General features: G+C 64.9%; 37 protein-coding genes. 35 read left to right on the top strand and 2 right to left on the bottom strand.

Annotated features, from left to right (window positions below; all coding sequences use genetic code 11):
• The 20 genes from EBMC1_RS08100 (at nucleotide 1) to EBMC1_RS08010 (ending at nucleotide 14,547) form a co-directional block, all read left to right on the top strand.
• Nucleotides 1-402, top strand: a complete 402-nt coding sequence (locus tag EBMC1_RS08100; RefSeq protein ID WP_003043290.1) for a hypothetical protein — start codon at nucleotides 1-3, stop codon at nucleotides 400-402.
• Complete coding sequence (locus tag EBMC1_RS18365; RefSeq protein WP_156001063.1) at nucleotides 395-565, top strand: hypothetical protein; 171 nt, start codon at nucleotides 395-397, stop codon at nucleotides 563-565. Before EBMC1_RS08100 ends, EBMC1_RS18365 begins: the two co-directional genes overlap by 8 nt.
• Complete coding sequence (locus EBMC1_RS08095) at nucleotides 562-1,119, top strand: glycoside hydrolase family 108 protein (RefSeq protein WP_003043287.1); 558 nt, start codon at nucleotides 562-564, stop codon at nucleotides 1,117-1,119. The genes EBMC1_RS18365 and EBMC1_RS08095 overlap by 4 nt, the downstream gene beginning before the upstream one ends.
• Nucleotides 1,119-1,769, top strand: a complete 651-nt coding sequence (locus EBMC1_RS08090; protein WP_003043284.1) for a hypothetical protein — start codon at nucleotides 1,119-1,121, stop codon at nucleotides 1,767-1,769. The genes EBMC1_RS08095 and EBMC1_RS08090 overlap by 1 nt, the downstream gene beginning before the upstream one ends.
• Nucleotides 1,769-2,257, top strand: coding sequence for a phage tail protein (locus tag EBMC1_RS08085; protein WP_003043282.1), 489 nt, complete (start codon nucleotides 1,769-1,771; stop codon nucleotides 2,255-2,257). The genes EBMC1_RS08090 and EBMC1_RS08085 overlap by 1 nt, the downstream gene beginning before the upstream one ends.
• Nucleotides 2,254-2,721, top strand: coding sequence for a phage virion morphogenesis protein (locus EBMC1_RS08080; RefSeq protein WP_003043279.1), 468 nt, complete (start codon nucleotides 2,254-2,256; stop codon nucleotides 2,719-2,721). Before EBMC1_RS08085 ends, EBMC1_RS08080 begins: the two co-directional genes overlap by 4 nt.
• Nucleotides 2,722-3,014: 293 nt before the next feature.
• Nucleotides 3,015-3,911: a baseplate assembly protein gene (locus EBMC1_RS08075; protein WP_003043276.1), complete on the top strand. Its 897-nt coding sequence runs from the start codon at nucleotides 3,015-3,017 to the stop codon at nucleotides 3,909-3,911.
• On the top strand, nucleotides 3,908-4,459 hold the full coding sequence (locus EBMC1_RS08070; RefSeq protein ID WP_003043273.1) for a phage tail protein I: 552 nt from the start codon (nucleotides 3,908-3,910) through the stop codon (nucleotides 4,457-4,459). Before EBMC1_RS08075 ends, EBMC1_RS08070 begins: the two co-directional genes overlap by 4 nt.
• A gap of 10 nt (nucleotides 4,460-4,469) precedes the next feature.
• Complete coding sequence (locus EBMC1_RS17815; protein WP_003043270.1) at nucleotides 4,470-6,761, top strand: hypothetical protein; 2,292 nt, start codon at nucleotides 4,470-4,472, stop codon at nucleotides 6,759-6,761.
• Nucleotides 6,762-6,766: 5 nt separating this feature from the next.
• Nucleotides 6,767-7,147 carry a phage tail assembly chaperone gene (locus EBMC1_RS17810; protein WP_003043266.1) on the top strand — a complete coding sequence of 127 codons (381 nt, stop codon included), beginning with the start codon at nucleotides 6,767-6,769 and terminating at the stop codon, nucleotides 7,145-7,147.
• 12 nt (nucleotides 7,148-7,159) lie between these two features.
• Complete coding sequence (locus tag EBMC1_RS08050; RefSeq protein ID WP_003043264.1) at nucleotides 7,160-7,402, top strand: hypothetical protein; 243 nt, start codon at nucleotides 7,160-7,162, stop codon at nucleotides 7,400-7,402.
• Nucleotides 7,399-7,953, top strand: a complete 555-nt coding sequence (locus EBMC1_RS08045; protein WP_003043261.1) for a phage baseplate assembly protein V — start codon at nucleotides 7,399-7,401, stop codon at nucleotides 7,951-7,953. Before EBMC1_RS08050 ends, EBMC1_RS08045 begins: the two co-directional genes overlap by 4 nt.
• 99 nt (nucleotides 7,954-8,052) lie before the next feature.
• Complete coding sequence (locus EBMC1_RS08040) at nucleotides 8,053-8,397, top strand: GPW/gp25 family protein (RefSeq protein WP_231292883.1); 345 nt, start codon at nucleotides 8,053-8,055, stop codon at nucleotides 8,395-8,397.
• 10 nt (nucleotides 8,398-8,407) lie between these two features.
• Nucleotides 8,408-9,529: a phage tail sheath C-terminal domain-containing protein gene (locus tag EBMC1_RS08035; protein WP_003043256.1), complete on the top strand. Its 1,122-nt coding sequence runs from the start codon at nucleotides 8,408-8,410 to the stop codon at nucleotides 9,527-9,529.
• Between the two features lie 38 nt (nucleotides 9,530-9,567).
• Entirely contained in the window at nucleotides 9,568-10,077 is a 510-nt protein-coding gene (locus tag EBMC1_RS08030) for a phage major tail tube protein (RefSeq protein WP_003043253.1), read from the top strand.
• Nucleotides 10,078-10,163: 86 nt separating this feature from the next.
• Entirely contained in the window at nucleotides 10,164-10,502 is a 339-nt protein-coding gene (locus EBMC1_RS08025) for a phage tail assembly protein (RefSeq protein ID WP_003043250.1), read from the top strand.
• Nucleotides 10,499-10,651, top strand: coding sequence for a GpE family phage tail protein (locus EBMC1_RS18075; RefSeq protein WP_267960609.1), 153 nt, complete (start codon nucleotides 10,499-10,501; stop codon nucleotides 10,649-10,651). The genes EBMC1_RS08025 and EBMC1_RS18075 overlap by 4 nt, the downstream gene beginning before the upstream one ends.
• Entirely contained in the window at nucleotides 10,648-12,939 is a 2,292-nt protein-coding gene (locus EBMC1_RS08020; protein ID WP_003043249.1) for a phage tail tape measure protein, read from the top strand. The genes EBMC1_RS18075 and EBMC1_RS08020 overlap by 4 nt, the downstream gene beginning before the upstream one ends.
• A complete protein-coding gene (locus EBMC1_RS18360; RefSeq protein WP_003043246.1) occupies nucleotides 12,926-13,486 on the top strand; it encodes a phage tail protein in 561 nt (186 codons plus the stop codon). Before EBMC1_RS08020 ends, EBMC1_RS18360 begins: the two co-directional genes overlap by 14 nt.
• Nucleotides 13,486-14,547 carry a contractile injection system protein, VgrG/Pvc8 family gene (locus tag EBMC1_RS08010; RefSeq protein ID WP_003043243.1) on the top strand — a complete coding sequence of 354 codons (1,062 nt, stop codon included), beginning with the start codon at nucleotides 13,486-13,488 and terminating at the stop codon, nucleotides 14,545-14,547. The genes EBMC1_RS18360 and EBMC1_RS08010 overlap by 1 nt, the downstream gene beginning before the upstream one ends.
• 176 nt (nucleotides 14,548-14,723) lie before the next feature.
• On the opposite strand, the gene EBMC1_RS17805 is transcribed toward EBMC1_RS08010, so the two are convergent.
• Both EBMC1_RS17805 and EBMC1_RS18070 read right to left on the bottom strand, forming a co-directional pair.
• On the bottom strand, nucleotides 14,724-15,206 hold the full coding sequence (locus tag EBMC1_RS17805) for a hypothetical protein (protein WP_003043241.1): 483 nt from the start codon (nucleotides 15,204-15,206) through the stop codon (nucleotides 14,724-14,726).
• Nucleotides 15,206-15,877, bottom strand: a complete 672-nt coding sequence (locus EBMC1_RS18070) for an XRE family transcriptional regulator (RefSeq protein ID WP_003043239.1) — start codon at nucleotides 15,875-15,877, stop codon at nucleotides 15,206-15,208. Before EBMC1_RS18070 ends, EBMC1_RS17805 begins: the two co-directional genes overlap by 1 nt.
• A gap of 85 nt (nucleotides 15,878-15,962) precedes the next feature.
• On the opposite strand from EBMC1_RS18070, the gene EBMC1_RS07995 reads away from it, so the two are divergent.
• The 15 genes from EBMC1_RS07995 to EBMC1_RS07930 all read left to right on the top strand — a co-directional run bounded on the left by EBMC1_RS07995 (nucleotide 15,963) and on the right by EBMC1_RS07930 (nucleotide 23,859).
• A complete protein-coding gene (locus tag EBMC1_RS07995; RefSeq protein ID WP_003043237.1) occupies nucleotides 15,963-16,250 on the top strand; it encodes a transcriptional regulator in 288 nt (95 codons plus the stop codon).
• Nucleotides 16,247-16,597 carry a hypothetical protein gene (locus EBMC1_RS07990; RefSeq protein WP_156001059.1) on the top strand — a complete coding sequence of 117 codons (351 nt, stop codon included), beginning with the start codon at nucleotides 16,247-16,249 and terminating at the stop codon, nucleotides 16,595-16,597. The genes EBMC1_RS07995 and EBMC1_RS07990 overlap by 4 nt, the downstream gene beginning before the upstream one ends.
• 262 nt (nucleotides 16,598-16,859) lie before the next feature.
• Nucleotides 16,860-17,354 (top strand): phage regulatory CII family protein, encoded by a 495-nt coding sequence (locus EBMC1_RS07985; RefSeq protein ID WP_003043233.1) that lies wholly within the window; start codon nucleotides 16,860-16,862, stop codon nucleotides 17,352-17,354.
• The gene (locus EBMC1_RS07980) at nucleotides 17,351-17,614 is read left to right on the top strand and encodes an ogr/Delta-like zinc finger family protein (RefSeq protein WP_003043231.1); all 264 of its coding nucleotides are present in this window, start codon (nucleotides 17,351-17,353) and stop codon (nucleotides 17,612-17,614) included. Before EBMC1_RS07985 ends, EBMC1_RS07980 begins: the two co-directional genes overlap by 4 nt.
• Nucleotides 17,615-17,705: 91 nt before the next feature.
• Nucleotides 17,706-20,372 (top strand): bifunctional DNA primase/helicase, encoded by a 2,667-nt coding sequence (locus tag EBMC1_RS07975; protein ID WP_003043229.1) that lies wholly within the window; start codon nucleotides 17,706-17,708, stop codon nucleotides 20,370-20,372.
• Between the two features lie 2 nt (nucleotides 20,373-20,374).
• Nucleotides 20,375-20,665, top strand: coding sequence for a hypothetical protein (locus EBMC1_RS07970; RefSeq protein ID WP_003043227.1), 291 nt, complete (start codon nucleotides 20,375-20,377; stop codon nucleotides 20,663-20,665).
• A gap of 152 nt (nucleotides 20,666-20,817) precedes the next feature.
• Complete coding sequence (locus tag EBMC1_RS07965) at nucleotides 20,818-21,066, top strand: DUF2312 domain-containing protein (protein ID WP_040589916.1); 249 nt, start codon at nucleotides 20,818-20,820, stop codon at nucleotides 21,064-21,066.
• Nucleotides 21,067-21,091: 25 nt separating this feature from the next.
• On the top strand, nucleotides 21,092-21,394 hold the full coding sequence (locus EBMC1_RS07960) for an acyl carrier protein (RefSeq protein WP_003043223.1): 303 nt from the start codon (nucleotides 21,092-21,094) through the stop codon (nucleotides 21,392-21,394).
• On the top strand, nucleotides 21,379-21,558 hold the full coding sequence (locus EBMC1_RS07955) for a hypothetical protein (RefSeq protein ID WP_040589825.1): 180 nt from the start codon (nucleotides 21,379-21,381) through the stop codon (nucleotides 21,556-21,558). Before EBMC1_RS07960 ends, EBMC1_RS07955 begins: the two co-directional genes overlap by 16 nt.
• Nucleotides 21,555-21,779 carry a hypothetical protein gene (locus EBMC1_RS07950; protein ID WP_003043220.1) on the top strand — a complete coding sequence of 75 codons (225 nt, stop codon included), beginning with the start codon at nucleotides 21,555-21,557 and terminating at the stop codon, nucleotides 21,777-21,779. The genes EBMC1_RS07955 and EBMC1_RS07950 overlap by 4 nt, the downstream gene beginning before the upstream one ends.
• A complete protein-coding gene (locus EBMC1_RS07945) occupies nucleotides 21,776-21,976 on the top strand; it encodes a hypothetical protein (protein ID WP_003043216.1) in 201 nt (66 codons plus the stop codon). Before EBMC1_RS07950 ends, EBMC1_RS07945 begins: the two co-directional genes overlap by 4 nt.
• Nucleotides 21,973-22,176: a hypothetical protein gene (locus tag EBMC1_RS07940; RefSeq protein ID WP_003043213.1), complete on the top strand. Its 204-nt coding sequence runs from the start codon at nucleotides 21,973-21,975 to the stop codon at nucleotides 22,174-22,176. The genes EBMC1_RS07945 and EBMC1_RS07940 overlap by 4 nt, the downstream gene beginning before the upstream one ends.
• Nucleotides 22,173-22,301, top strand: coding sequence for a hypothetical protein (locus EBMC1_RS18930; RefSeq protein WP_267960589.1), 129 nt, complete (start codon nucleotides 22,173-22,175; stop codon nucleotides 22,299-22,301). Before EBMC1_RS07940 ends, EBMC1_RS18930 begins: the two co-directional genes overlap by 4 nt.
• Complete coding sequence (locus EBMC1_RS07935; protein ID WP_003043210.1) at nucleotides 22,298-22,624, top strand: hypothetical protein; 327 nt, start codon at nucleotides 22,298-22,300, stop codon at nucleotides 22,622-22,624. Before EBMC1_RS18930 ends, EBMC1_RS07935 begins: the two co-directional genes overlap by 4 nt.
• A complete protein-coding gene (locus tag EBMC1_RS07930; protein WP_003043207.1) occupies nucleotides 22,621-23,859 on the top strand; it encodes a phosphoadenosine phosphosulfate reductase domain-containing protein in 1,239 nt (412 codons plus the stop codon). The genes EBMC1_RS07935 and EBMC1_RS07930 overlap by 4 nt, the downstream gene beginning before the upstream one ends.
• Nucleotides 23,860-23,923 lie beyond the last annotated feature (64 nt).

The raw sequence follows: 23,923 nt of genomic DNA, 5'->3' as shown, positions 1-23,923 counted from the left end.
GTGACCGACTGGCGTGATTTTCTTTTCTGGTGGTTCTGCTCGCTGCTCGCGGGGGCGACGGTCGTGGGCGGCAAGCTGGGCGTCCTGTTGTGGAAGATGGCGCCCGACCCGCCGAGCGATCCGGTGCTTGCCGCCCACTGGCGCCGCCGGCGCCGCTGGCTCGCCTATGCCGAACTGTCCGCGCTGCCCGCCTTCGCGACGATCGCGATCGCCATCACCGTTCATCGGCAGGCCGAACCGATCCTGTCGGTGCTGATCAGCATGGCGCTGGGCGCGGTCGGCTTCACGATGCTGCTCGACGGGGTGCAGTGGCTTTTCCGCCAGCGGCTCGGCCTGCCCGATGCGCCCGGCGGCACGCTTTCGGGGGGCGACAACTCCAATGGAGGCAATGGCTATGGCTGATCTTCCGACCCCTATCCTCATCCTTGTCCTGCTCGCGTCGATCTTCTCGGTCGGCGCGGGCGTGAAGGCCGTCTGGCACAATTGCCAGCTTCGCCGCGGCGGCGAACGCCCGCTCGGCCTCTATTCGCAGCTCCGCAGCCACCAAAAGGGAGACAGGCCATGAACCCGCAGATTGCGACCATGATAGACGGCATCCTCGCGCGCGAGGGCGGCTATGTGAACCATCCCTCCGATCCCGGCGGCGCCACCAATTTCGGCATCACGCTGAACGTCGCGCGCGCCAATGGCTTCGTCGGCGACATGCGGAACCTGACGCGCGATCAGGCGCGCGATATCTACTACCGCGAATATATCGTGAAGCCGGGTTTCCTCGGAATCGCCGAAATCGACCCGGCGGTTGCCGAGGAAGTGATCGACAGCGGCGTCAACGCCGGTCAGAAGCGCGCCGCCTTGTGGTTTCAGCAGGCGCTCAACGTCCTCAACCGCCGCGGCGTCGACTATGCCGACATCGCCGAAGACGGCATCATCGGCCGCGGCTCGATCGCTGCCTTTCAGGCGCTTCGCCGCAAGCGCGGCGATTCCGGCGCGCGCCGCCTGATGCTGAGGGCGCTCAACGGCCTGCAGTTCATGCACTATTACGGGCTGGCGAAGGGCGGGACGAAGTTCGAGGATTTCATGCCCGGCTGGGTCGATGGCCGCATCGGGGCGCTCGGCTGATGTTTTCGTTCGGCACCCTCGCGTCGCTTGGCGGCGCCGTCGCCTTCATCGGCCTGTCGGTCGCGCTCAAGGGGCGCCCGCTGCTCTGGCTCGTCAATCTCGTTGACTGGCTCACCGAACGCCCTGTGCGCCTGCTTGTCGCGGTCCTCGCCATCGCGGCGATCGGCGGCTGGTGGTCCGCCTGGTCGATCGATGGCGCGCGCGACACGCTGCGCACGTCGCTGCAGGCCGAGCGCGATGCCCACACCAAGACCAAGGAACGCGTCGCCGCCGCGGCGCTCGGCGCGCAGGATCTAGCGAACGCCAACAAGGTCGACGTCGAAACGAAGTGGCGCGACCAATATCAGGAGGCCCAACATGCGAATGAAATCCTTCGCGAGCGCAATCGCGCTCTGCTTGCTCAGTGGCTGCGGCCTGAAGCCGATCGAGCCGATCCGGGTCGCTCCGGCGAAACCGGTCTGTCCTGCCCTGCCGCCATGCCCGCCGGATCTGTGTACGATGCCGGAACGGCCATCGTTCCTGTCGCCGACCTTACCCGCACTGCCGATGCCTTCGCCCAGCTAGAGGCGCTGATCGGCTTCGTGACCGCCGCCGCCGCCGTGCCGACTAGCCCGGCGCCTGCATCGGCGGCGGAAGCCGTGGCGCCCTGATGCTCAAGCCCGCCGCCATTCGCGCCATGCTCGCCGCCAGCCTGCCCGAGCTGGCCCGCGATCCCGAGCGGCTGCGCATGTGGATCGACAAGGGTGGCGTCCGCACCCGCCAGACCGACAGCTTTTCGTTCGAAATCGCCTATCGGCTCAACATCGTCGTCATCGACTGGACGCATGCGCCGCTGATCATCTTCGCGCTGCTCAACGAATGGCTGCGCCGATATCAGCCTGATCTGGTCGCCAGTCAGGCGGCGCCCGGCTATAGCTTCGAAGCCGACATCATGACCAACGACGCGATCGACCTGTCGATCGACCTCGATCTGACCGAGGCGGTGCGCCGCGTCGACAGGGAGGATGGTACCGGCTGGGACATGCAGATTGTCGAGGAACCCGAATGCTTCCCCGACGAATTCGCCCCGCAGCCGCCGGTGCCGCTTAAGGAAATCTGGTGGAAGGATGAACGGCTCGTGCCGCTTGATGCGCCATGAGCGACAATTTCGACCAGCTCGCGCCTTGGGTCGCGGCGATCGCCGAACGCTTCGGCGACGGCAATATGCGCAAGATCGCGCGCAAGATCGGCATCGCCCTCCGCCGCGTCAACGCCGCGCGCATCGCCGCGAATGTCCAGCCGGACGGCTCGGCGATGGAGCCGCGCAAGAAGCGCCCGCTGCGCGACCGGAAAAAGGATCGCGTCCGCAACAAGGGTCGCATGTTCCCCAAGATCAAGCTGGCGCGCAACATGACCGTCGATGCGACGGCCGACCAGGTGGAGCTGCGCTTCGCGCCCAAGGTCGCCCGCACCGCCGAGGTTCACCATTTCGGCCTGCGCGACCGCGTCGCCCGTTTCCGCGGCGCCCCGCAAGTCCGCTACCCGGCGCGCGAGCTGCTCGGCTTTAGCGCAGTCGATGAAGACGCCGTGCTGGCAGCTGTGCTGGACGGCGTGGACGCCTGAGCGCTATCGCGATTTTGCGCGCGCCTTCATCCCAGCGGCACGTCGATAGGAATCAGGGTCTTCCGCATAGGCGGTTCTGAAAGCCTCCTCGTATGAGGCCCCTGCTGCGACTTCGCGCAGGAGAATGCTGCGAACCTTTGCTAGATCTTCCTTCGAACCGCGCTTTGGCATTATGGATCTCCTCCGCTGCAGATATGTTGGCGATGCGCTGGGTTTCAAGCCCACTCCTGTATAACCCGCTTATACAGGAGCAGCCCGTTGCGCCTTGATCGCTGCGGGCGATCCATGGCGGCATGTCCGCAACCTCCGCCACCGCAATCGACCTTTCCCGGCTTCCGGCGCCGCAGATCGTCGAGCAGCTCGACTATGCGGCGATCCTCGCCGCGCTGCGCGCTGACATGCTCGATCGCTTCCCCGATTTTTCGGCTGCGGTCGAATCGGACCCGGTGCAAAAGCTGCTGGAGGTTTGCGCCTATCGCGAGCTGCTGCTGCGCGCGACATTCAATGAGCGGGCGAGGGGATGCCTGGTCGCCTTTGCGGTCGGCGCCGATCTCGACAATCTCGGCGCGCTGCTCGGCGCCTATCGCCTCGAAATAACGCCCGCCGATCCGCTGACCGGCACCCCGGCGGTGATGGAATCGGACGCCGACTTTCGCCGGCGCATCATCCTCGCGCCCGAGGGCTATTCGGTCGCCGGTCCCGAGGGGGCTTATATCTTTCACGCCCTGTCGGCGGATCCCGATGTCCTTGACGCATCGGCCACCTCGCCGACGCCGGGCGAGGTCGTCGTCACCGTCCTGTCGCGCACCGGCGACGGCACCGCGCCGCCCGAGCTGCTCGCCACCGTCGAAGCGGCGGTCAGCGCCGACGACGTGCGCCCGCTGACCGATCATGTCACCGTGCAGGGTGCCGAGATCATCGACTTTGCGATCGAGGCCGAAATCGAGACCTTCGCCGGTCCCGACAGCACGATTGTCATCGCCGAGGCGGAGGCGCGCGTCGCCGATTATCGGGAACAGTCGAAACGCCTCGGCCGCGATATCGTGCGATCGGCGATCTTCGCCGCGCTCCATGCCGAGGGCGTGAGCAAGGTGACGCTGATCAGCCCCGCCGCCGATGTCGAGCTGTCGCGGACGCAGGCGTCAAATTGCACCGCGATCACGTTGACCCATGCCGGGACGGGTGAATGACCGACCGGCCATCGATCCTGCCGCCGACCTCGACGGCGCTCGAACGCGCAATCGAACAGGCGACGGCGCGCGTCGGCGATATCGACGTCGATCTGCCGACCCGTCTGTGGAACCCTGCGACTTGCCCCGCCGACATGCTGCCATGGCTCGCATGGGGCCTGTCGATGGACAGCTGGGACAATCGCTGGCCGGAGCCGGTGCGCCGCCAGCGCGTCGCCTCCGCGATCGCGATCCAGCGCCGCAAGGGGACGGCGAAGAGCGTCTTCGACGTGGTCGACAGTTTCGGCGGGTCGCTCGTCCTCAAGGAATGGTGGCAATATGATCCGCCCGCGGATCCGCATACCTTCACCATCACGCTCACGGTCGGCGGCGGGCTGGGGCCGCTGCCCGCCAGCTATATCGACGACATCATCGCCGAAGTGACGCGCACCAAGCCGGTGCGCTCGCATTTCACTTTCACGCAGGGCCTCAGCGCAACCGCCGGCGTCCGCCTTGCCGCCGTCGCGCGGCCCGCCCTGCTCACCCGCCTTACCGCCACCGCCGTCTGAAGGGTTCGCCATGGCCATCACCATCATCGTCACCAACGCCGGGCGCGCCGCGCTGGTCAACGCCGCCAACACCGGGACCAACGCCGTTACCATCACCCAGCTCGGCATCACCGCGACCGCCTTTGCCGCGGATCCTGCGCAGGTCGCCTTGCCCGGCGAAATCAAGCGCATCGCCTCGGTCGCCGGGGTCGTCGTCGCCGACGACGCGATCCACGTCACCGCCAGCGACGTGACGACCGACGCCTATACGATGCGCGGCTTTGCGCTCTATCTGGCCGATGGCACCCTGTTCGCCCTCTATGGGCAGGCGGGCGCGATTCTGAACAAGACCGCCGAATCGATGATGCTGCTCGCGGCCGACATTGCCTTTGCCGACATCGACGCGACGATGATCGAATTCGGCGACACCAATTTCGTCCTACCGCCCGCGACGACCGAGATCCTCGGCCTGGTCGAGCTGGCAACAACGGCCGAGGGGCAGGCGGGCAGCGACAACAGCCGCGTCCTCACCCCCTATGTGGGCAAGCAATCGATGCTGGGCTGGCTGCTGTCGCAGGATGGCGCGGGCAGCGGCCTCGACGCCGATCTGCTCGACGGGCTTCACGCCAGCGCCTTCGCGCTCGCTGGCCATTCGCACGGCACCATGGCGAACCAGAATGCCAATGCGGTGGCGATCACCGGGGGCACCGTGGTCAACGTCTCGGTCGGCGTTGTCGATGGCAATGCTGCCGCACCGGGCCTGTTCTGGAACGCCGACACCGATGTCGGCCTTTTTCGCGCCGCCGCGAACGCACTGGGCATTTCGACCGCCGGCACCGAGCGCATGCGCATCGGGGCAGACGGCAAGGTCACTTTGAACGGCGCTACGGCCAATTATCTCTTGAACGTCGGTAGTTCGAATCCGCCACGCGGCATCCTTGCCGATATCGCAAACACCGCCGCCGCCGGCCTCAACGGTGCGATGCTCTCGTTCACGCAGAACACGATAAGCAATTGGTGCATCGGTCAGGCGCCGGGCGTTGATGCGTTCTCCATTTACTGGGGTCGCAACGGCGTGAGCGACGGTTTGGATGTCGCACGCTTCTCTGCCGATGGGACACTCCAGATCGCGGGCAGCCAAATCCCGAGGATGGTATTCAAGCGTAACGGTGTCGGCGACTGGTCGCTCGGGCAGGATGGCACGGCGGGCAGCAACGCTTTTGCGCTCCGTCTGAACGGCGGATCTCCGACGTTATATTGTCATACGGGCGGCGACGTCGGTATCGGAACGAGTAACATCACGGCGATCTTTGGCCGTACGTTGCAGATCGGAGACGGTAGCCAGAACGCGACGGTTTCGGTGGTCGGCGCCAGCGGCGCCGGCTATTTGGCTACAGCCGCTACTAATCTCATTCTTTCCGGTCGCGGAGGCATGGGTTTGCAGTTGGGTGCTAACGACGCGACTGCCGTGACAATCACGGTCGGCGGCGGCGTAGGCATTGGCACGACATCGCCGGGTGTGCGCCTTCATGTCAAATCAGGCTCTGGCCAGATTATGACGCTGGAATCGACGAACGCGCGCGGAACCGGGAACAGCTATCTGGGCCTTGCTGACGCGACAGGCCGTAAGGCGTTCTTTGGCTACGGCGCCTCAGCTGACAATCTCCATATCATGAACGAGGTCGCCGGGGAGTTGGGCTTCGGCACCAACGGCGCATTTCGCTGGACTATCGACCAGTCCGGCCACTTTAAGCCGCTTGCCTCTGACACCTACGACATCGGTTCGTCAGGCGCGCGGATTCGGTCCGGCTACTTCTCGACGTCCGTCTCGATCGGCGGCAACGCCGCATGGCATGCCGGCAACGACGGTTCGGGCAGCGGCCTCGACGCGGACCTGCTCGACGGCTTCCACGCAAGTTATTTCCTGCCCGCCGCGACCTTTTCCGCCGCTGAAATCCTGTCGCGCCTGCTCACGGTCGACGGCCCGGGCAGCGGCCTCAATGCCGATCTTCTCGACGGGCTGCAGGCGAGCGATTTTCTTCAGATCGCCGCGGCGAGCGTGCTGCAGAATGGGTACATCGCCTTTTCGAATGGCCTCAAGATCATCTGGGGCCGGGTGAGCGTCAGCATGGATAGCTACAGCAACGTCACCTATCCGATCAGCTTCGATACCGTGCCGACGCCCGTCTTTCCGACGATCGACCAGATCGGCACCGCGTCGCAGCAGAACACGCTGCTCGCCAGCTCCACCATCTCCGGCTTCTCCATCTATCAAGCCGGCGACATCAGCGGATCGCTCCCTTACCACGTCATCGGGAAGTAACGACCATGCTCCTATTCTCCCCTTCCACCTGCGGCTTCTACGATCGCCGTGTTCACAGCAGCGTCCCCGCCGACGCGATCGAGGTCAGCGAGGCCGAGCGCACCGCCGCGCTCGACGCGCTGGAGCCGGGTTTGGCGATCGTTGCCGGGCCGGACGGCAAGCCCATGGTCGCCCCGGTTGCGCCCGAACCTGAAATCGCGCTCGCGCTCGTGCGCGCGCGCCGCGACCAGCTCTTGCGCGACAGCGACTATACGCAATTGCCCGACGTCGACATGGACGCGGAACTGCGCGCGCGATGGGCCGAATATCGGCAGACGCTGCGCGATCTGCCCCTCTCGATCACAGACGGCGCACCCGCCGACTGGCCCGTTCCCCCCGTCGCATAAAGGATCCGCACGATGACCGAACTCACCAGCTCCATCGGCCGCTTCAACGCCAAGACCGGCACCGTTCCCGTCACCTTCACCGCGGGCGATATCGTTCACCGCCGCGACGTGCGCGCGGTGGTGACTGCGGCGGGCAAATGCGACCGCAAAAAAACGGCCGAGCGCGTGGCAGAGGTTGCGCGCGGCGTCGCGGCCAAGATCGACCTTGGCGTGATCATTGCGCCGCCGGTTGAAGAGGAAGGCACCGCCGAATGATGCGCGCGCGCACCGACGAGGATGATTTCGACCCCTCTGGCCTGATCCAGATCGGCACCGTCAAGTCGGTGGATCTCGCCGCCGCGCGCTGCATCGTCGAAACCGGCGATATCGAAACCCCGCCGCTGCGCTGGATCGAAGGGCGTATGGGCGCGACGCGCATCTGGTCGCCGCCCAGCGCGGGCGAACAGGTGCTGCTGATCTGCATGGACGGCGAGCTGGGCGGGGGCCTCGTCCTGCGCGGGATCCCGAGCGATGCGTTCGCGCCGGCGGGCAACAGCGCCGAAGAGCTGATCGAATTCGCCGATGGCGCGCGCATCGCCTATGACCCCGAGGCGCATCGCCTGACCGCGCAGCTCCCCGGCGGATCGACCGCTGACATCACCGCCGACCAGGTGACCATCACCGGCAACGTCGCTATCGACGGCGACGTGACCGTGACCGGCAAGCTGACCGCCGAAGACGACGTGATCGGCGGCGGCAAATCGCTCAAGAGCCACAAGCACAGCGCCGTTCAGCCGGGCGGCGGGCAGTCGGGACCGCCCGTCTAGGATCCTTTGCAACGCACCGCTCCTGTATAAGCGCGATATACAGGAGCAACCACTGGCGCGCCGCGCGCGGACGGCGCCAGTGTCGCCGCCATGCTCGGCATGGATCGCTCCACCGGCGCCCCGCTCGACGGCGACGCGCATCTGGCTCAGTCGATCGGCGATATCCTGACCACGCCGGTCGGCACCCGCGTCATGCTGCGCGACTATGGGTCGATGCTGTTCGAACTGATCGACCGCCCGATCAACGCCGCGACCCGCCTGCTCATGCTCGCCGCCTCGGCCGATGCCATTGCGCGCTGGGAACCGCGCATCCGCCTGACCCGCGTCAACTTTTCGACCACCGGCGCCGATGGCCGGGTCGCGCTCGATATCGAGGGATATCGAACCGACCGCCCCGCCGGCGCTAACAGCTTCACCCGCCTCGCCATCCCCCTGACTGCATAGGAATCGCGCCATGCATGGAATCAAGCTCAACGAACCCGTCACCGGCACCCGCGCCATCGTCGCGTCCAGCCTTGCCATCATCGGCCTTGTCGCCACCGCCGGCGCCGTCGCCGGCCCTGCCGAAGACGCGCTCGACGCCGCTTTCCCCGAGGGCGAGCTGGTGCTGGTCACCGACGTGCGCGCCGCCGTCGCCAAGGCGGGCAGCACCGGGACGCTCGCTCCCGCGCTGGCCGCGATCGCCGATCAGACCAATCCGGTCGCCGTCGTGATCCGCATCGCCGAACCCGCCGCACCCGAAGACCTCGACGATGCGGTCACTGCCGCGCTCGATCAGCTGCTCGGCGCCGAAGTCCAGCTCGGGGTGCGCCCGCGCATCCTTGGGGCGCCCGGCCTCGATACGCAGGTCGTGGCGACGAAGCTGGAAGAGATCGCCGCCAAGCTGCGCGGTTTCGCCTATGCCGCCGCGATCGGCGACGACGTGGCCGAGGCGGTGCTGTATCGCGCCAATTTCAGCGCGCGCGAGCTGATGCTGCTCTGGCCGAACACCTCGGCGGCGTTCACCGGTGACCTGGTGGCGCGCGCCATGGGCATGCGCTGCCTGATCGATAATGAATTCGGCTGGCACAAGACGCTCTCGAACGTCGCGATGAACGGCGTCACCGGACTGTCGGTCCCGGTCTTCTTCGATCTGCACGGCGCCGACAATGATGCCGGGCTGCTCAACGCCGCCGACATCACGACGGTGATCCGCGTCAATGGCTTCCGCTTCTGGGGCAACCGCACCTGTTCCGACGAACCGATCTTCGCTTTCGAAAGCACCGTCCGCACCGCGCAGGTTATTCAGGACGAGATTGCCGCCGGGCTGCTGTGGGCGATCGACAAGCCGATCACCAAGTCGCTGTTCCGCGATATCGAGGAAACGATCAACGCCCGCCTGCGCCAGCTTGTCGCGCAGGGGAGCCTGATCGGCGGTCGCGCGTGGATCGACCCCGAACTGAACCCCGCGGCGCAGCTCGCCGCCGGTAAGATCACGGTCGATTACGACTATACGCCCTGCGCCCCGGCGGAGGAGCTGACGCTGAACCAGCGCATCACCGACCGCTATTATGGCGATCTGGCGAACGCCGCCTGATCCCGCTCCCCCGTTTCACGCACTGAAAGGATCCGGCCATGGGCCTCGCCTCCAAGCTCAAGAATATGAACCTCTTCGACGACGGCGCGAGCTATCTCGGCATCGCGACCGAGGTCACGCTGCCCAAGCTCTCGCGCAAGATGGAGGGCTTTCGCGCCGCCGGCATGGACGGCGAGCTGGATATCGACATGGGGCAGGAAAAGCTGGAGCTGGAATTCACGCTCGGCGGCATCGTCGCGGGCGCGATCGCGGGCTTTGGCGCCATCACTCATGACGGCAAGCTGCTGCGCTTTGCCGGCGCCTATCAGGCCGACGATACCGGCGGCGTGATCCCCGTCGAAGCTGTCGTGCGCGGGCGTTATTCGGAAATCGACATGGGCAATGCCAAGCCCGGATCCGATACCGAACACAAGTTCAAGGCGAGCTGCAGCTATTACAAGCTGATCGTCAACGGACGCGAAGTCGTCGAAATCGACATCCCCGGCATGGTCTTCAAGGTGAACGGCGATGATCGCCTCGCCGCCATCCGCGCTGCCATCGGCCTCTAGGCCCACCAGCTTCGCCCCGGCGCGTACATGCGGGCGCGTCGGGGCGGAGAAACCGCATTCCCGCATGACAGAGCAAGGAAATCCGCATGTCTGACGCACCCGCGCCCAGCGCGACCAAGCAGCCGGTCTGGAAAGAATGCAAGTTCGAACATGGCTTCGTGCGCGGCGACAAGGTCATCACCGACATTCGCCTGCGCAAGCCGAAGGGCGGCGAACTGCGCGGCCTTAACCTGCAGGATCTGATGGCGGCGGACGTCAACGCGATCATCACCGTGCTGCCGCGCATCTCCGACCCGATCATGACCGTCGCCGACGCCGAAAGCCTTGAGGCCGACGATATCGCCGAGGCGGGGGGCGTCATCACCGGTTTTTTCTTCAACTCGGCGCAGCGGGCGATGATCGAGAAGCTGACGTCGACGAACTGATCGCGGACGTCGCCTTCATCTTTCACTGGCCGCTGTCCGAACTGGAGGCCCTCGACCTCGACGAACTGATCGCATGGCACGGCCGCGCGAATGACCGAATGAAGGCGATGCTCAAGATGAAGGCGGACATCATGGCGGCGGCACGATGAGCGGCAACAAGCTCGCCCTGATCGTCCAGTTCAGCTCCGCTGGCCTCGACAAGCTGAACGGCGGACTCAAGAATATCGTCGGCCTCAGCAAATCGGGGGCGAGCGCCCTGCGCGCGCTGCAACAGGATAGCGGTCGGCTCAAGCGCGAGCTGGCCGCTACCGGCAAGGAACTGCGCGGTGCGTCGGGCAATGTCACCCATCTGATCGACCGCCAGCGCGCGCTCGCCAATCAGATCGAGGACACCAATCGCCAGATCGACCGGCAGAAGCGCCTGCTCGCCATCGCCGCGCGCGCCGACCGCATCGCCGCGCGCGGTCGCGAACTGCGATCGAGGGGGCGTGATAATGTGATCGAAGGGGCGGCAATGGCCGCGCCCTTCATCCTTGCCGCGCGCGAGGCGGGCAATTTCTCGTCCGGGATGGTCGATCTGCAGCAAAAGGCGGAACTGACCAACCGACAAACAGAACAGCTCGAACATACCATCCTTCGAGCTGCTCGGGCGGCAAAGAGGATGCCGGAGGAAATCCGCGCCGGTGTGGACGTTCTGGCTGGCTTCGGCTTAGACCCACGCACTGCGGCCATCATGATCGCGCCCATCAGCAAGATGGGTACCGCCTTAAAGGTCGATATCGCTGATGGCGCTAATGCAGCGTTCGCCAATCTTCAAAACCTGAAAGTTGGCGTCAGTGACACCGGGCGTGCGCTAGATATCATGGCTGCAGCGGGTAACGCCGGTGCCTTCGAGGTTCGCGACATGGCGCGATACTTCCCCAGCCTTACGGCGCAACTCAATGCGCTCGGAGAATCCGGTCTCTCAGCAGTCGGCAACCTGTCGGCGGCGCTCCAGATGGCTCGCCGAAGCACAGGCACGTCGGACGAAGCCGCCACAGCGGTGACCAACTTGCTCGGCAAGATCAATGCGCCCGGCACAGTACGGGCGTTTCAGAAGAATTTCGGCGTGGATTTGCCAGCGGCGATGAAGAAGCTCCGCAATCAGGGGTATGACACGTTCGAAGCCATCGCGATGATCACCGACAAAGCCATCGGAGGCGACCTGTCGAAGTTAGGCTATGCGTTCGAAGATCGCGAAGCACAGGCCGGCATCCGCGCGATGATCATGAACCTCAAGGATTACCGCAAGGTTCGCGACGACGCGATGAAGAGCAGCGGCACGATCGACAGGGCTTTCAATCTCCGTGTCGCAAAGGACGCCACAGTCATGTGGGGAGATTTTCTTGGGACGATGTCCGAAGTGACACTGCTCGTCGGCAAGGCTGTTCTGCCGAGCCTGAACCAGCTCGGCCTAACCGTAAAGGGCGCAATGACCCACGTCCTCGCATGGACGCAGGCCAATCCCCAGCTCGCCGCCGGGATCGTGAAGATCGCGGCAGGCCTGGTCGGGCTGAAGATCGGCTTTGGCATCGTGCAATTCGGCGTCGGCGCCATCCTCGGCCCGCTCTCGACCGCCTATCGTCTGTTCAAACAGTTCCGCGCCGTGGACGAGGCCGGACGGCGCCTAACATTCTTGGGCCGCGTCGCCGCGCGCGCCGGGCCGATGGTCGCCAGCGCCTTCGGTGTCATCCGCACCGCATCGCTCTTCCTCGCGCGCGGGCTGCTCCGCGCCGGGGCCATGATGCTCGCCAACCCGATGATCTTGGCGATCACGTTGCTCGTGGTGGCAATCGGCGGTGCCGCCTACCTGATCTATCGCAATTGGGACCGGATCAAGGGCGCCTTCTGGAATGGCGTCGCCGCGATCGGCCGTGCCGTCGCTCTGGCGCGCGGCTACGTCGCCAACTTCGTCAATGTCGGCCGCTCGATCGTCGATGGCATCGCCGCGGGGATCCGCGCGGCGCCGGGCAAGATATGGGCCGCGCTGAAATCGGTGGTTGCCGGTGCATGGAAGGGCGCCAAGGCCTATCTCGGCATCAACTCGCCGTCGCGCCTGTTCATGCAGATGGGCGGCTTTGTCAGCGACGGCCTCGCCATCGGCATCGATCGCGGGCAGCGCCGCCCCGTCGATAGCGCCCGCAGGCTGGCACAGGGCGTTGCGGGAGGGTTCAGCCTGCCGCGCTCCCCCTTCGCCGCCGGATCGCCCTCTGCGGCGGCGCTGGCGGCGTCAGGCAGTGGCCCGGCTAAGGCAGGCGGCTTGACGATCACTGGCCCCATCACGATCCAGATCCAGCAACAGCCGGGCGAGAATGGCGAGCAAATGGGCCAGCGCATCATGCGCGAACTCGAACGCCTGTCGGCAAAGCGCGCAAGGGGCAGCTATGAAGATCGGTGATATCGGCGGCAATTTGAACCTGTCGTCCGCGACGTCGCAGCTTTCGACCGTGCGCCGCCTGATCGGCTTGCCCGACATGCCCGCGATCGCGACCGCGGCGACCATCGCTGCCAAGCTGCAGGGGCTGGCAAAGATCGACGCCGCTGGCGGTGTGACCGGCGAACGCCTGTCGATGCTGTCGCTCGGCCTGTTTCTCTTCGGCATCGACACGATCGCCTATCAGGAATTCATCCGGCGCAGCGATTGGCGCCATGCCGCCAACGAACGCCTCGGCGCCCGCGCGGCCTTCCAGTTCCTCGGCCCCGGCGCAGAGACCATCACGCTGCCGGGCGTCCTGATGCCCGAAATGACTGGGCCGAACACGTCGCTGGCGCAGATCCGCGCGATGGCCGAAACCGGCGACGCCTATCCCATGGTGCAATCGGACGGCACGATCATCGGCAATTACATCATTCAGGCGGTCGACGAACGGCGCAGCACCTTCCTGCCCGGCGGCGGCGCACGCCGCGTCGAATTCGCCATCGACCTGACCCGCGCAGGCGATTGATGGCAAGCCAGCCCCCCGCATCGACCGCGCTGCAGCCCGCGAGCCGCGACGAATGGATCATGCCGATGGCGGCATGGCAGGTGACGCTCGACGGGCAGGATCTGACCGAGGCGATGCGGCCGATTCTGCGCGAGCTGAGTCTGACCGAAAAGCGCGGCGAAGAGGCCGACAGTCTGGACATCACGCTGGGCGACGAAGGCGGCGCGCTCGCCCTCCCGCCGCCGACCGCGACGCTCGCGGTCGCCATCGGCTGGGCGAAGGGCAGCGGCGTGACCGCGGGCCTTATCGATAAGGGCAATTTCCGCGTCGATGAACTCACCTGGTCGGGTCCGCCCGATGGCCTGTCGATCACCGGGCGCGCCGCCGACCTGACCGCCGATCTGCGCAAACGGCGCGACGAAAGCTGGGTCGAACAGACCTTGGCCTCGATCGTCGCGAAGATCGCCAAGCGCCACGGGCTGACGCCGCGCGTTCACCCGCTGCTGTCCGGGGCGGTAATTCCGGCGACGCGGCAAAAGGCGAAAAGCGATATCGCCTTCATCAATGAGCTGGGCCGCCGATATGAGGCCATGGCGACGATCAAGGCCGGGACGCTCATCCTCGCGCCCATCGGTGCCGGGACCACCGCGGGAGGTTCGACCATCCCCGGCCTGACGATCGCGCGCGAACAATGCTCCAGCTATAGCTGGACGCGGCAAAAGCGCGACGAACATGACGGGGTCGAGGCCGAATGGCACGATCAGGGCAGCGCCAAGCGTCACGTCGTGACCGTGGGCGACAGCGGCAACGCGCGCCGCCTGAAGCGCACCTATGCGAGCGCGAGCGACGCGAAGGCGGCGGCAGAGGGCGCGCGGCGGCGCGATGCCCGCACCGCGGCCGAATTCACCCTGACGCTCGCCTATGGCGACGCAACCCTGATGCCCGACCGCCCGGTGACGCTGCAGGGGTTCAAGGCAGAGATCGACGCCGCAAAGTGGCAGATCGCGGAGGTGACGCACCGCGTCAGCGCCGGCGGCGGCTTCATCTCCGAACTGAAGCTGGATCTCGGCGCCATCGACTGACGCCGCCGGCGGCGCTATCGTCGCGCCATGCCGAACCCATGGGAAGATCCGCGCGACCCCCTGCCACCGCCCAGCAAGGCGCGGCAATTCGCATTCTGGCTGGCGCTGGCGGTCATCATGGGCCTGTTTGGTCAATATCTTGCGCGGGATCGCAGGCCTCGGCTGGAATCGGTGATTCAGGGCGCGACTATTTTTGCGGCGGCTTCCTCATATTCTTTGGCGGTCTCAGGTGTGAGCGCGCCGTTGACGCGAACCAGCACGTTCTTCCGCAGGAAGAGATATTGCGCAGCCATCGGCATGTCGCGCATCACGCGCTCGATGTAGTCCCGCCGCGCACGGGCGTCCTCGTCATTCAGGAAAACCTCGATATTGTTGGTCGCTTCGTCGAGTTTCCCCTCGGGAAACCGTGTGTCGATGAAATCGATTTTGCTGGTGTATTGGTGAGGTCGGCCAAGTAGCTGATTTGCATCGTCGGAGGCGGATACATTCCTGACCTTGCCGACCGGCAAGCCGGATTTGACGAAACCGTCCATAACTTGCTGGGCAGTCGAAACTTCGATCGCGTTCGCAGTCGCTACGGCTTGTGAGGCTTCATCCTGCTTGCTGCAGCCGCTTGCCAAAATCAGCACGACGATCGCGCACCTGCGATAGAACTTCATCAAAGCTTCCCCAATTTACCGACGACCTGACCCAGAACGAACATTTCGCCATCGACTGCCGTCTCTGGATCCACATTCGGATTGTCGCTCTTGATCTTGTAACTGCCATCCGGGTTCGCCCAGATGCGCTTGATCATGCCGATATCGGCGACGGCGATAGCCCACACCGCATCTTGCTCGCGGATCGAATTTTGCTTGATGTCGATGATCGCCAGATCGCCATCCGACAGCGTCGGCTTCATCGAATCGCCGCGGGTTCGCGCAACGCGCAAATATTGCGGATCCGCGCGCGTGAACTCGCGCAGCCATGCCAGCGGCAAATAGCGCTCAATCTCGCTGACCACGCCCTCGCCGATATATGCCCCGCCCAGTCCTAGCGTGAGGTCGATTTCCTTGATCGCGACCAGGCCAAGCTCATCGGCCAATTCTTCAGCCGATGGCGGAGGCGTGGCGCCTTCCGCGGGGTCGTCAATCTCACCAGTCAGATACTCGGCTGTCGTTCCGAGAGCCCGCGCGATTCGGTGAAGGTGCTTCGACCCAGCGCTCTCGCCTAGCGCGAGCTTAGCAATCGTGCCTTGCGAAATTTCAAGCTGCCGGGCCAAGCCCGACTGCGTCATTCCACGTTCCTGCAAACGCTTACGAAAACGGTCGGTATCGACGGCATGCTTCATGCTTCTCGGCATAATTCCATTTGGAATAGCAAGCACTGACACTTTTCCCATTGACGTATCTATCACTTTCAGAATAGTTGGGCGCATGGACACGCCGAACTCGCCCTTCGAAGCACTGAATCGCATCGTCGAAATCGCTGGCTCGCAAAGCGAGGCTGCGCGCCGGCTCGCTGTCCCGCAACCGACGTTCTGGAAATGGCTGCAATCATCGAAGCGCCTTCCGGCGGAATATGTTTTGCTCGCTGAGCGCGAGTTCGGAGTATCGCGGCACGCCCTCCGTCCCGACATCTATCCGCGCGATTATCCGCCGGCACCTGATCAGACCGAACGATGGATTGGCATCGACAAAGGCGCTGATCGGAGGGTCGCATGAACGCCTTTGATCCTTCCATCTTCCATCCACGCCATTTGCTGAAGCGCCATATCCGCGAGATTTGGCCTGTCGAAGGAGAGAACGGAGCAATGGCTATCCTCCGCTCGTTCCGGTTGCCCGAGAATTTCGGCGAAGCAACGCAGGCGATCGCCTTTCGCGATCAGGACGGATGGGTGCGGTGCATCTGCGCCTATTTTCCGCAGGTAGCGCACGTCGTCGATTTGCGCATCAACCGTCACATATCCAGCATCGCGTTCACTCGAATCGCTCCCGGCTTCAATCCATCGCCGATGGATATGGCCGACATGAGCAGCAGCGCCGCAAGCTATCGAGGTCGCGGACTGTGAGGCGTCTCGGGGGGATTCACCATTTTCGTTTACCAATCGGCGGCGATCTGGTCGCGTCGCCGCTCGGCGAACAGGCTGCGGCAGCTCTCCCCTCTCTGCACGTCGCAGCCTGTTCGCCCTCGCACTCCGCACCGTCCATCCCCTGCGCCAACTGCGACCGCACCCCTGCTCGTCGCTGCTGCGCGGCCCTAGCTGCCCGCATCTGTGGCGGCGCGATAGGCGGTAAAAATCAGTTCCTTACCGCCCCGCGGGAGATCCGAGCATGAGCGTCGAACGGAACATCACGCTCCCGCCCGAGCAACAGGAAATCAAGGAAGCGTTCCGCGCCCTCGTGAAAGCCTATGGCGGACAGGATGCGGTCGCCAAGCGGCTCGGCACCCGGCAACAGCGGATCAGCGATTGCTGCAGCACGACGACCGACGCCTTTCCACGCGCCGACGAAATCGCGACGCTGGAGGCTGAAACGGTCGGCTATCCGGGCCACCCGCACGTCACGACCGTATTGGCGCGCCAGCGGCTGCGTGAGCTGGTGCCGACGCCGAACATCGCCGCGACGGGCCGCGACCTTCTGATGCTCTTCGCCCGGCAGTCAAAGGGCAACAGCGAACTGGCCGAGGCGATCCTTGAGGCGCACGAAGACGATCATGTCGATTGCGCCGAAGCCGAACAGATCGAGGCCGCGGCCGACCAGGTGATCGCCACCGCGCTCGCCATCCGCGCCGAAGCGCGCATGATTCAACGGGAGTATCGTCAATGAGCCGCCGCGTTTCGGCCCGCTGTCCCTATTGCAAATCGCCGGGCCGCGCGCGCGATAGCGAGGAAGTCTCGATCCTCCATCGCGATATCTACTTCGACTGCACCAACAATGGCTGCGGCCACCGTTGGAAAGCGCAAATGAGCTTCGTTCACAGCGTTTCGACCCCGGTCGGCGTTGAGATCAAATATCCTGTGACGCCCAAGCGCTACCGCCGGGCGCGCCGCGATGGAGAGCCACCGCCGGCGCCAGTCCCCGCCTGACCTGACCAAATCCGCATGAACCAACAGACCGCGCGCCGAACCTCGCTTTCGGCGGCGCTACCCCTTTGCCTGCGAAAGCCGCCCTTCCTTCATGAGCAACGCCCTCGCCCAAGAATTGGACCGCGCCCTGCAGCGGGAATTCGCCTTCCGGCGCGAGGGCGAGTGGTACCGCAAGGGCAAATGCCCCGAGTGCCACAAGAAGGAGCTGTATGTTCACGCCGAAAAGCCGTTCGTCCTTAAATGCGGTCGGCTCAATCGCTGCGGCTATGAAAAGTCGGTAAAGTCCTATTTCCCCGAAATCTTCGACGATTGGTCGAAGCGGTTCAAGGCGACCGAGGCCGATCCGAACGCCGCCGCCGACGCCTTCCTCCAGCATGGCCGAAAGCTCGATCTGACCGGCATGCGCGGCTGCTACAGCCAAGAATATTACAAGGATCCCGAGCGCAACATCGGCACCGCCACCGTGCGCTTCCCGCTGCCCGGCGGGACATGGTGGGAACGGCTGATCGACCAGCCGGGCCGCTTCGAAATGAAGGCCCGCTTTCAGCCCAAGCGCGCCGCCGGCGGGAAATCCTACAAGGGCTATTGCTGGGCGCCGCCCGCCCTGACGATCGATAAGCAGGCCGCGGCCGAACGGATCCTGATCGCAGAGGGCATCTTCAACGCATGGGCGCTGACGATGGCCGGGCATGCCGCCGTGTCGGCGATGACGGTCAACAATTGGCCCGAACACTGGCTGCAGGAACTGCGCCTCGCGATCGCCAACGGCCCGACCCCCAACCATCGGCCCGAACTGGTCTTCGCGTTCGACGTCGGCGCCGCCGGCGTCAAATGGTCGCGCGATTTCGTCAAGCGCGCCGAGGAAGAGGGCTGGTCCGCGACCGCCTGTCAGGCCAGCCTGGTCGAGGGCGATGCAAAGGATTGGAACGATCTTCTCGAGCTGGGGCGGCTCACCCCCGCCGACTTCGACGAATATTTCTGGAATGGCCGCGTCACCATCGCGACCAGCGCGCTCGAAAAGGCCTGCCTCATTCATGAGCGCAAGCATTGGAACGGGTTCAGCTTCTCGTTCGACAATCGCATGTGGTGGGCGAGCTTCAATCAGGCCCGCATCGCCGAAGTGCGGCTCAAGGAGGGATTGACCGAGAAAGCCGCGATCCGCGCCTGCGCCGAGGTTGACGAGATCGCCAACTGTGCCTTTCGGACGCTCTACCGCGAGCGCGACGACGTCATCGACGACACCGCTTATTATCTGCGCGTCGATTTCCGCGGCAAGACGCCGACCGCAAAGGGGCGCTTCTCGGCGGCTCAGCTCACCGCAGCGCCCGAGTTCAAGAAGCGCCTGTTCGCCTTCGGCGGCATGTTCACCGGCACGACCGGCCAGCTCGACCGCCTGATGCAGATCCAGACGCGCGACCTCAAGACGGTCGAGCCGATCGACTTCACCGGTTACAGCAAGGCCCATGGCGCGTGGATCCTCGGCGACATTGCCGTGCGCGCCGGTCGGGTCTATGATCTGAACGCCGAGGATTATTTCGATTTCGGCAAGGTGGCGGTGAAGCTGCGTTCGCCCGAGCGCCTGCTCGATATCGATTACGACCGCGACAATTTCAGGACCGACTGGCTCCCCAAGCTGTGGACCGCCTATGGCGCAAAGGGCCTGATTGCGCTCACCTTCTGGCAGATCACCCTTTTCGCCGAACAGATCCGCGAAGCGCACAAGAGCCTCGCCTTCCTCCAGATCATCGGCGAACCCGGATCGGGTAAATCGACCCTGCTGGAATTCCTCTGGCGGCTCTACGGCCGCGATTCCTACGAAGGCTTCGACCCGACCAAGGCAACTTCGGCGGCGATCGCGCGCAACCTCGGCAAGGTCGGCAACCTGCCGGTGGTGCTGATCGAGGGCGATCGCGACGAAAGCACCCCGCACAGCAAGCGCTTCGAATGGGACGAACTGAAAACCGCCTATAACGGGCGCGCGGTTCGTTCACGCGGCGTCCGCTCGGGCGGAATGGAAACCTATGACCCGCCCTTCCGCGGCGGCGTCGTGATCGCGCAGAATTTCGCGGTAAAGGCATCGGCGGCGCTGCTCGAACGCCTCATGAGCCTGACCATCAACAAGGAAGGCTGGAGCCCGGAAACCAAGGTCGCGGCCGAGGCTATCGAAAGCTGGCCGACCGACACCCTGTCGGGCTTCATCGTCCATGTCATCCGGCAGGAAGAAGCGTGGCTCGCGGCCTTCTTCGCCGCATTTAAAAAGCACGAAAAGGCGTTGCCCGCCGCCAGCGGCGTCGGACACCAGCGCCTGGTCAAGAACCACGCCCAGCTCGCCGCCGGCCTCGACGCCCTCGCGACCGTGATTTCGATTCCCGACGACGTGCGCGAGCGAGGACATGAATTCATCCGCGGCATGATCCGCGAGCGGCATCAGGCGATCAGCGCCGACCACCCCCATGTCGCGAAATTCTGGGAATTGTTCGACTGGTTCGAAGCCAACGAACCCGGCGGCAGCACACCGATAAATCTGCACACCAAGGCCGACAAGCTGATCGCCGTCAGCCTTCCGATGTTCGAGGAGCGGTGCCGCCATCGCGGCATTCAGGCGCCGCCGATGGACGATCTCAAGCAGCTCCTCCGCTCCTCGAAATCCCGCCGCTTCATCGCGGCGAAGAACGTGAAAACCCGCCTCGAAAGCAAGGTCATCCACTGCTGGGTCTTCGCCCAGCCGGAGGCCCGCGACGAAGTCATGGAGGATTGAAAATGAAGCCCTTCCAACCCGGCATCTACATTTGCGCCGATTGCCACGTCGAACATTATGGCGATCGGCAACGCCTTCCGGTCGGCTGGATCCGCTGCGCCGCCCCGAACGGCCATGATGCGGTGCGCTGCGGCAACTGCGCCGATCAGATAGCACAGCGCCATGTCGACCCGCGCGCGCCGCGGCCGCTCGACCGCCCGAGCGCCGGCATGGCGATCGGCATCCTCGCCGCCGGCTTCACCGGCGCCTTGATGCGCGCCAGCGACTTGCCCCGCCGGGAGGCGCGCCGGTGAGCGGGCAGCGCATCTTCTGCGCCAAATGCGACGCCCCCGGCCTCATGGACGGCGACCTGCTTCCGGCGGGCTGGGAACGTCACACCAGCGGCATGACCAAGGCCCCGCTCACCGTCTGCGGTGGCTGTGTCGAGGGTTCGCGCGGCCAGACGATCCGCTCGGGCGACGCCGGCGCGACCGATGACCAGCTCCGCCTCTTCATCGAGCGCGTCGAGCGGCTCGAAGAGGAGGAAAAGGGCATCAAGGACGACAAGCGCGATGTCTATCTCGAAGCCAAGTCGCAGGGTTACGACCCGAAGATCATGCGCGAAGTCGTCAAGCTCCGCCGCATGAGCCCGCACGATCGCGCCGAACGTGACGCGATCCTCGACGTCTACCGCTCCGCCATCGGTCTCACCTGATCCCAACAGCAAGGGAGGATCCCGCATGTCCAAACCCGAATTCAACCACGCCACCTTCGTCGAGCAGCGGCTCTGCGCGACAGTCAAGCATTGCCTCGGCCTGCGCGTGTCGCACGTCGATCTGACGCACCGCCTGGTCGATGATCTGTGCTGCGACAGCATCGACCACGTCGAAATCGTGATGAAGGTCGAGGATTGCTTCGGCATCGAGATCACCGACGACGAAGCCGCCGAATGCCGCACCGTCGCCGACTACAGCGTGTTGGTCCGCCGCAAGCTGATGACCGCCTATCCGGCGGCGGGGGGTGCCGAATGCGCCGCCTCCTGACCATGTTTCCGATCAGCGCGGCCGAGGCCGATCGCGCGGCCGAGGAAATCGCCTCGCTCTTCCGCTGGCCCGATTTCCTTGCGGCTGTCGCCTACGCAGCCTTCCTCGTCATTGGCCTGCCAGCGGCGCTTCTCGCCCTCTTGATCGCGGGAGGCGCCCTGTGAAGCCGCACGGTCACCGCACCAGCATCGTCGGCACCCCGACCTTCGTCTGTCGCGGTCGCGGCGGACACGCTCCGGTGCTGCCCCAGCCCCCCGCGATCGCCGCCAGCCGCAACCGCTCGCGCGAAGCCGCCGCCGATCGCAATCGCGAACTGCGCCGCCGCGCCCTCTGGCTCGACTGCGAACGCGCGCCCCTTTCTATCATTCGGGAGATACCGGCATGAAGAGCTGGCTGAAACCTTGGGCGGAAACACTCGGCACCATTGCGATCGTCGCGATCGTCAACATCGCCTTCGCCAAGATCGTCGGCAAGGAAGCCGAGTTGGAGAATATCACGTTCGTCATCGCCGCTATGGCGTTGCACCGCGGATATCAGATCGCCGCCGCGTCTGCTCCTCGTTCGACCGGAGAGCGCCGATGAGCCGCCTGTCCGACGCCGAGCTGCAGGCCAAGATCGCCGCCTATCAGGCGATTAACCGTACCCGCGCTCTCACCGATGCCGAGGCCGACCGCCTCTGGCGCCTCATCCACATCGAAACCTGCCGCATCAAGGCACGTCGTCGCTCGATCGAGCGCAATCAGGCGCGCCTGTCGGCTCTAACCGAAGGAATGGCCGCATGACCGACAATCAGGTCTTCATCATCGCGACGATCATGATCGTGCTGCTCGGGACACAGATCCTGCAGCTCTATTGGATCCACCGCATCCGTCGCCGAATCCGCCGCTACCTGCGGAGGGACGCATGAGCGCGCCGCTGCCCGACTTCCCCGTCGACCAGGTGCTTAGCCCGGCGCTGATCGAGATCATGCACGAGCTGATGCGCGAACGCGCCCGCTCGGTCATGGTCTTCGGCCACGATGCTGCGGCCGACGACGCCATGCCGCTGAACAGCATCGGCCAAAAGGCCACGTCCTTCCTCCAGATCGCCACCGAGCGCGCCGAAGGCCCCGACGAACGCCGCATCCTGCCCGCCGCCCGGAAAAAGGCCGTGCAGGGCGTCATCATCGCCATCGCCTTCATTGACGCCATCGACCGCGAAATCGCCCGCGAAGGAAAGGTGCAACCATGACGCGCGTTGTCGATAACCTTTTCGCACAAGGTGCCCGCATGGTCAGCGAGGAAGCGATCGAGATGACCCTCGCGTCGCTGCGCGCCTATTGGGGAGAACATGAGCATGTCGCTCTTGCGTGGTCTGGCGGGAAGGACAGCACGGCCGCGCTAACGCTGATCGTTCACCTGATCGAAGCGGGCGAATTGCCGCGGCCCAAGGCACTATATGTCTTCTATGCCCAGACCCGGCAGGAGTTGCTGCCAATCGAGGTGTCGGCCCAGCTCATCATTGAAAAGCTGCGCGAACGCGATTGGATTGAATTTCAGGAAGTGACCGCACCGCTCGACAAGCGATTCTGGGTCTACATTCTCGGCCGCGGCGTCCCCCCGCCGAACAACAACACGCTGCGCTGGTGCACGCGGCAGATCAAGGTCGACCCGATGACGGCTGCGCTGGCGAGCGCGCTTGACGGGATCGACGGCTCGGCGTTGATGATCACGGGCGTGCGGCAGGGCGAAAGCGCGGTGCGCGACGGCCGAATCGCGATGTCGTGCGGTAAGGACGGCGCTGAGTGCGGGCAGGGCTGGTACCAGAAGGTGCTGCCCGAGGCGAAGGGCATCCGTGGTCGGTTAGCGACGCTTGCCCCGCTGCTGCATTGGCGCGTCTGCATCATCTGGGATTGGCTGAAGGTCTATGCGCCGCAGCCCGAGTTCGGCGGCTGGCCAACCGCGATTCTGGCCGATGCCTATGGCGGCGACGATGCAGTCGAGAAGAATGCGCGCACCGGCTGCCTAGAATGCCCGCTCGCCGAGGATGACACAGCGGTCCAGAACATCATCGCCATGCCGCAATGGTCGTATCTGGCACCGGTGCGCGAGATCCGCGCGCTTCATCGCTGGATGCGGGAGCCTGCGCAGCGCATCCGCAAGGCCGGCGCCGAAACGCTAAAGAGTGGCAAGATCGCGAAGAACCCCCAGCGCATGGGGCCGCTGACCTTCGCGGCGCGCCTCCACGCGATGGACACGGTGCTCGATATTCAGCGCCGCGTGAACGAGGAGGCGGACCGACGCGGCCGACCCCGGCTCGACATCATCAATGCCGAAGAGGAGGCGCGGATCCGCGAACTGATCGCGGCCGAGACGTGGCCCGACGGGTGGAGCGGCAACGAGCCGAGCGCCGCGGTTTGGCTGGATAGGGTCAATCAAGATGGAAGCGTCGAGCCTCTCCTCTTTCGCGATTTGGTGGGGACATGAGCGGCGAGCTTTCCTCTGCAAACAGTCGCCACCCATGGGATTGGTACGTCGAAGAGCGCTGGGT

The organism is Sphingopyxis sp. MC1 (assembly GCF_000371385.1).
GTDB classification, from domain to species: Bacteria; Pseudomonadota; Alphaproteobacteria; order Sphingomonadales; family Sphingomonadaceae; genus Sphingopyxis; species Sphingopyxis terrae.
This window is presented reverse-complemented; position numbering and strand designations above follow the sequence as displayed.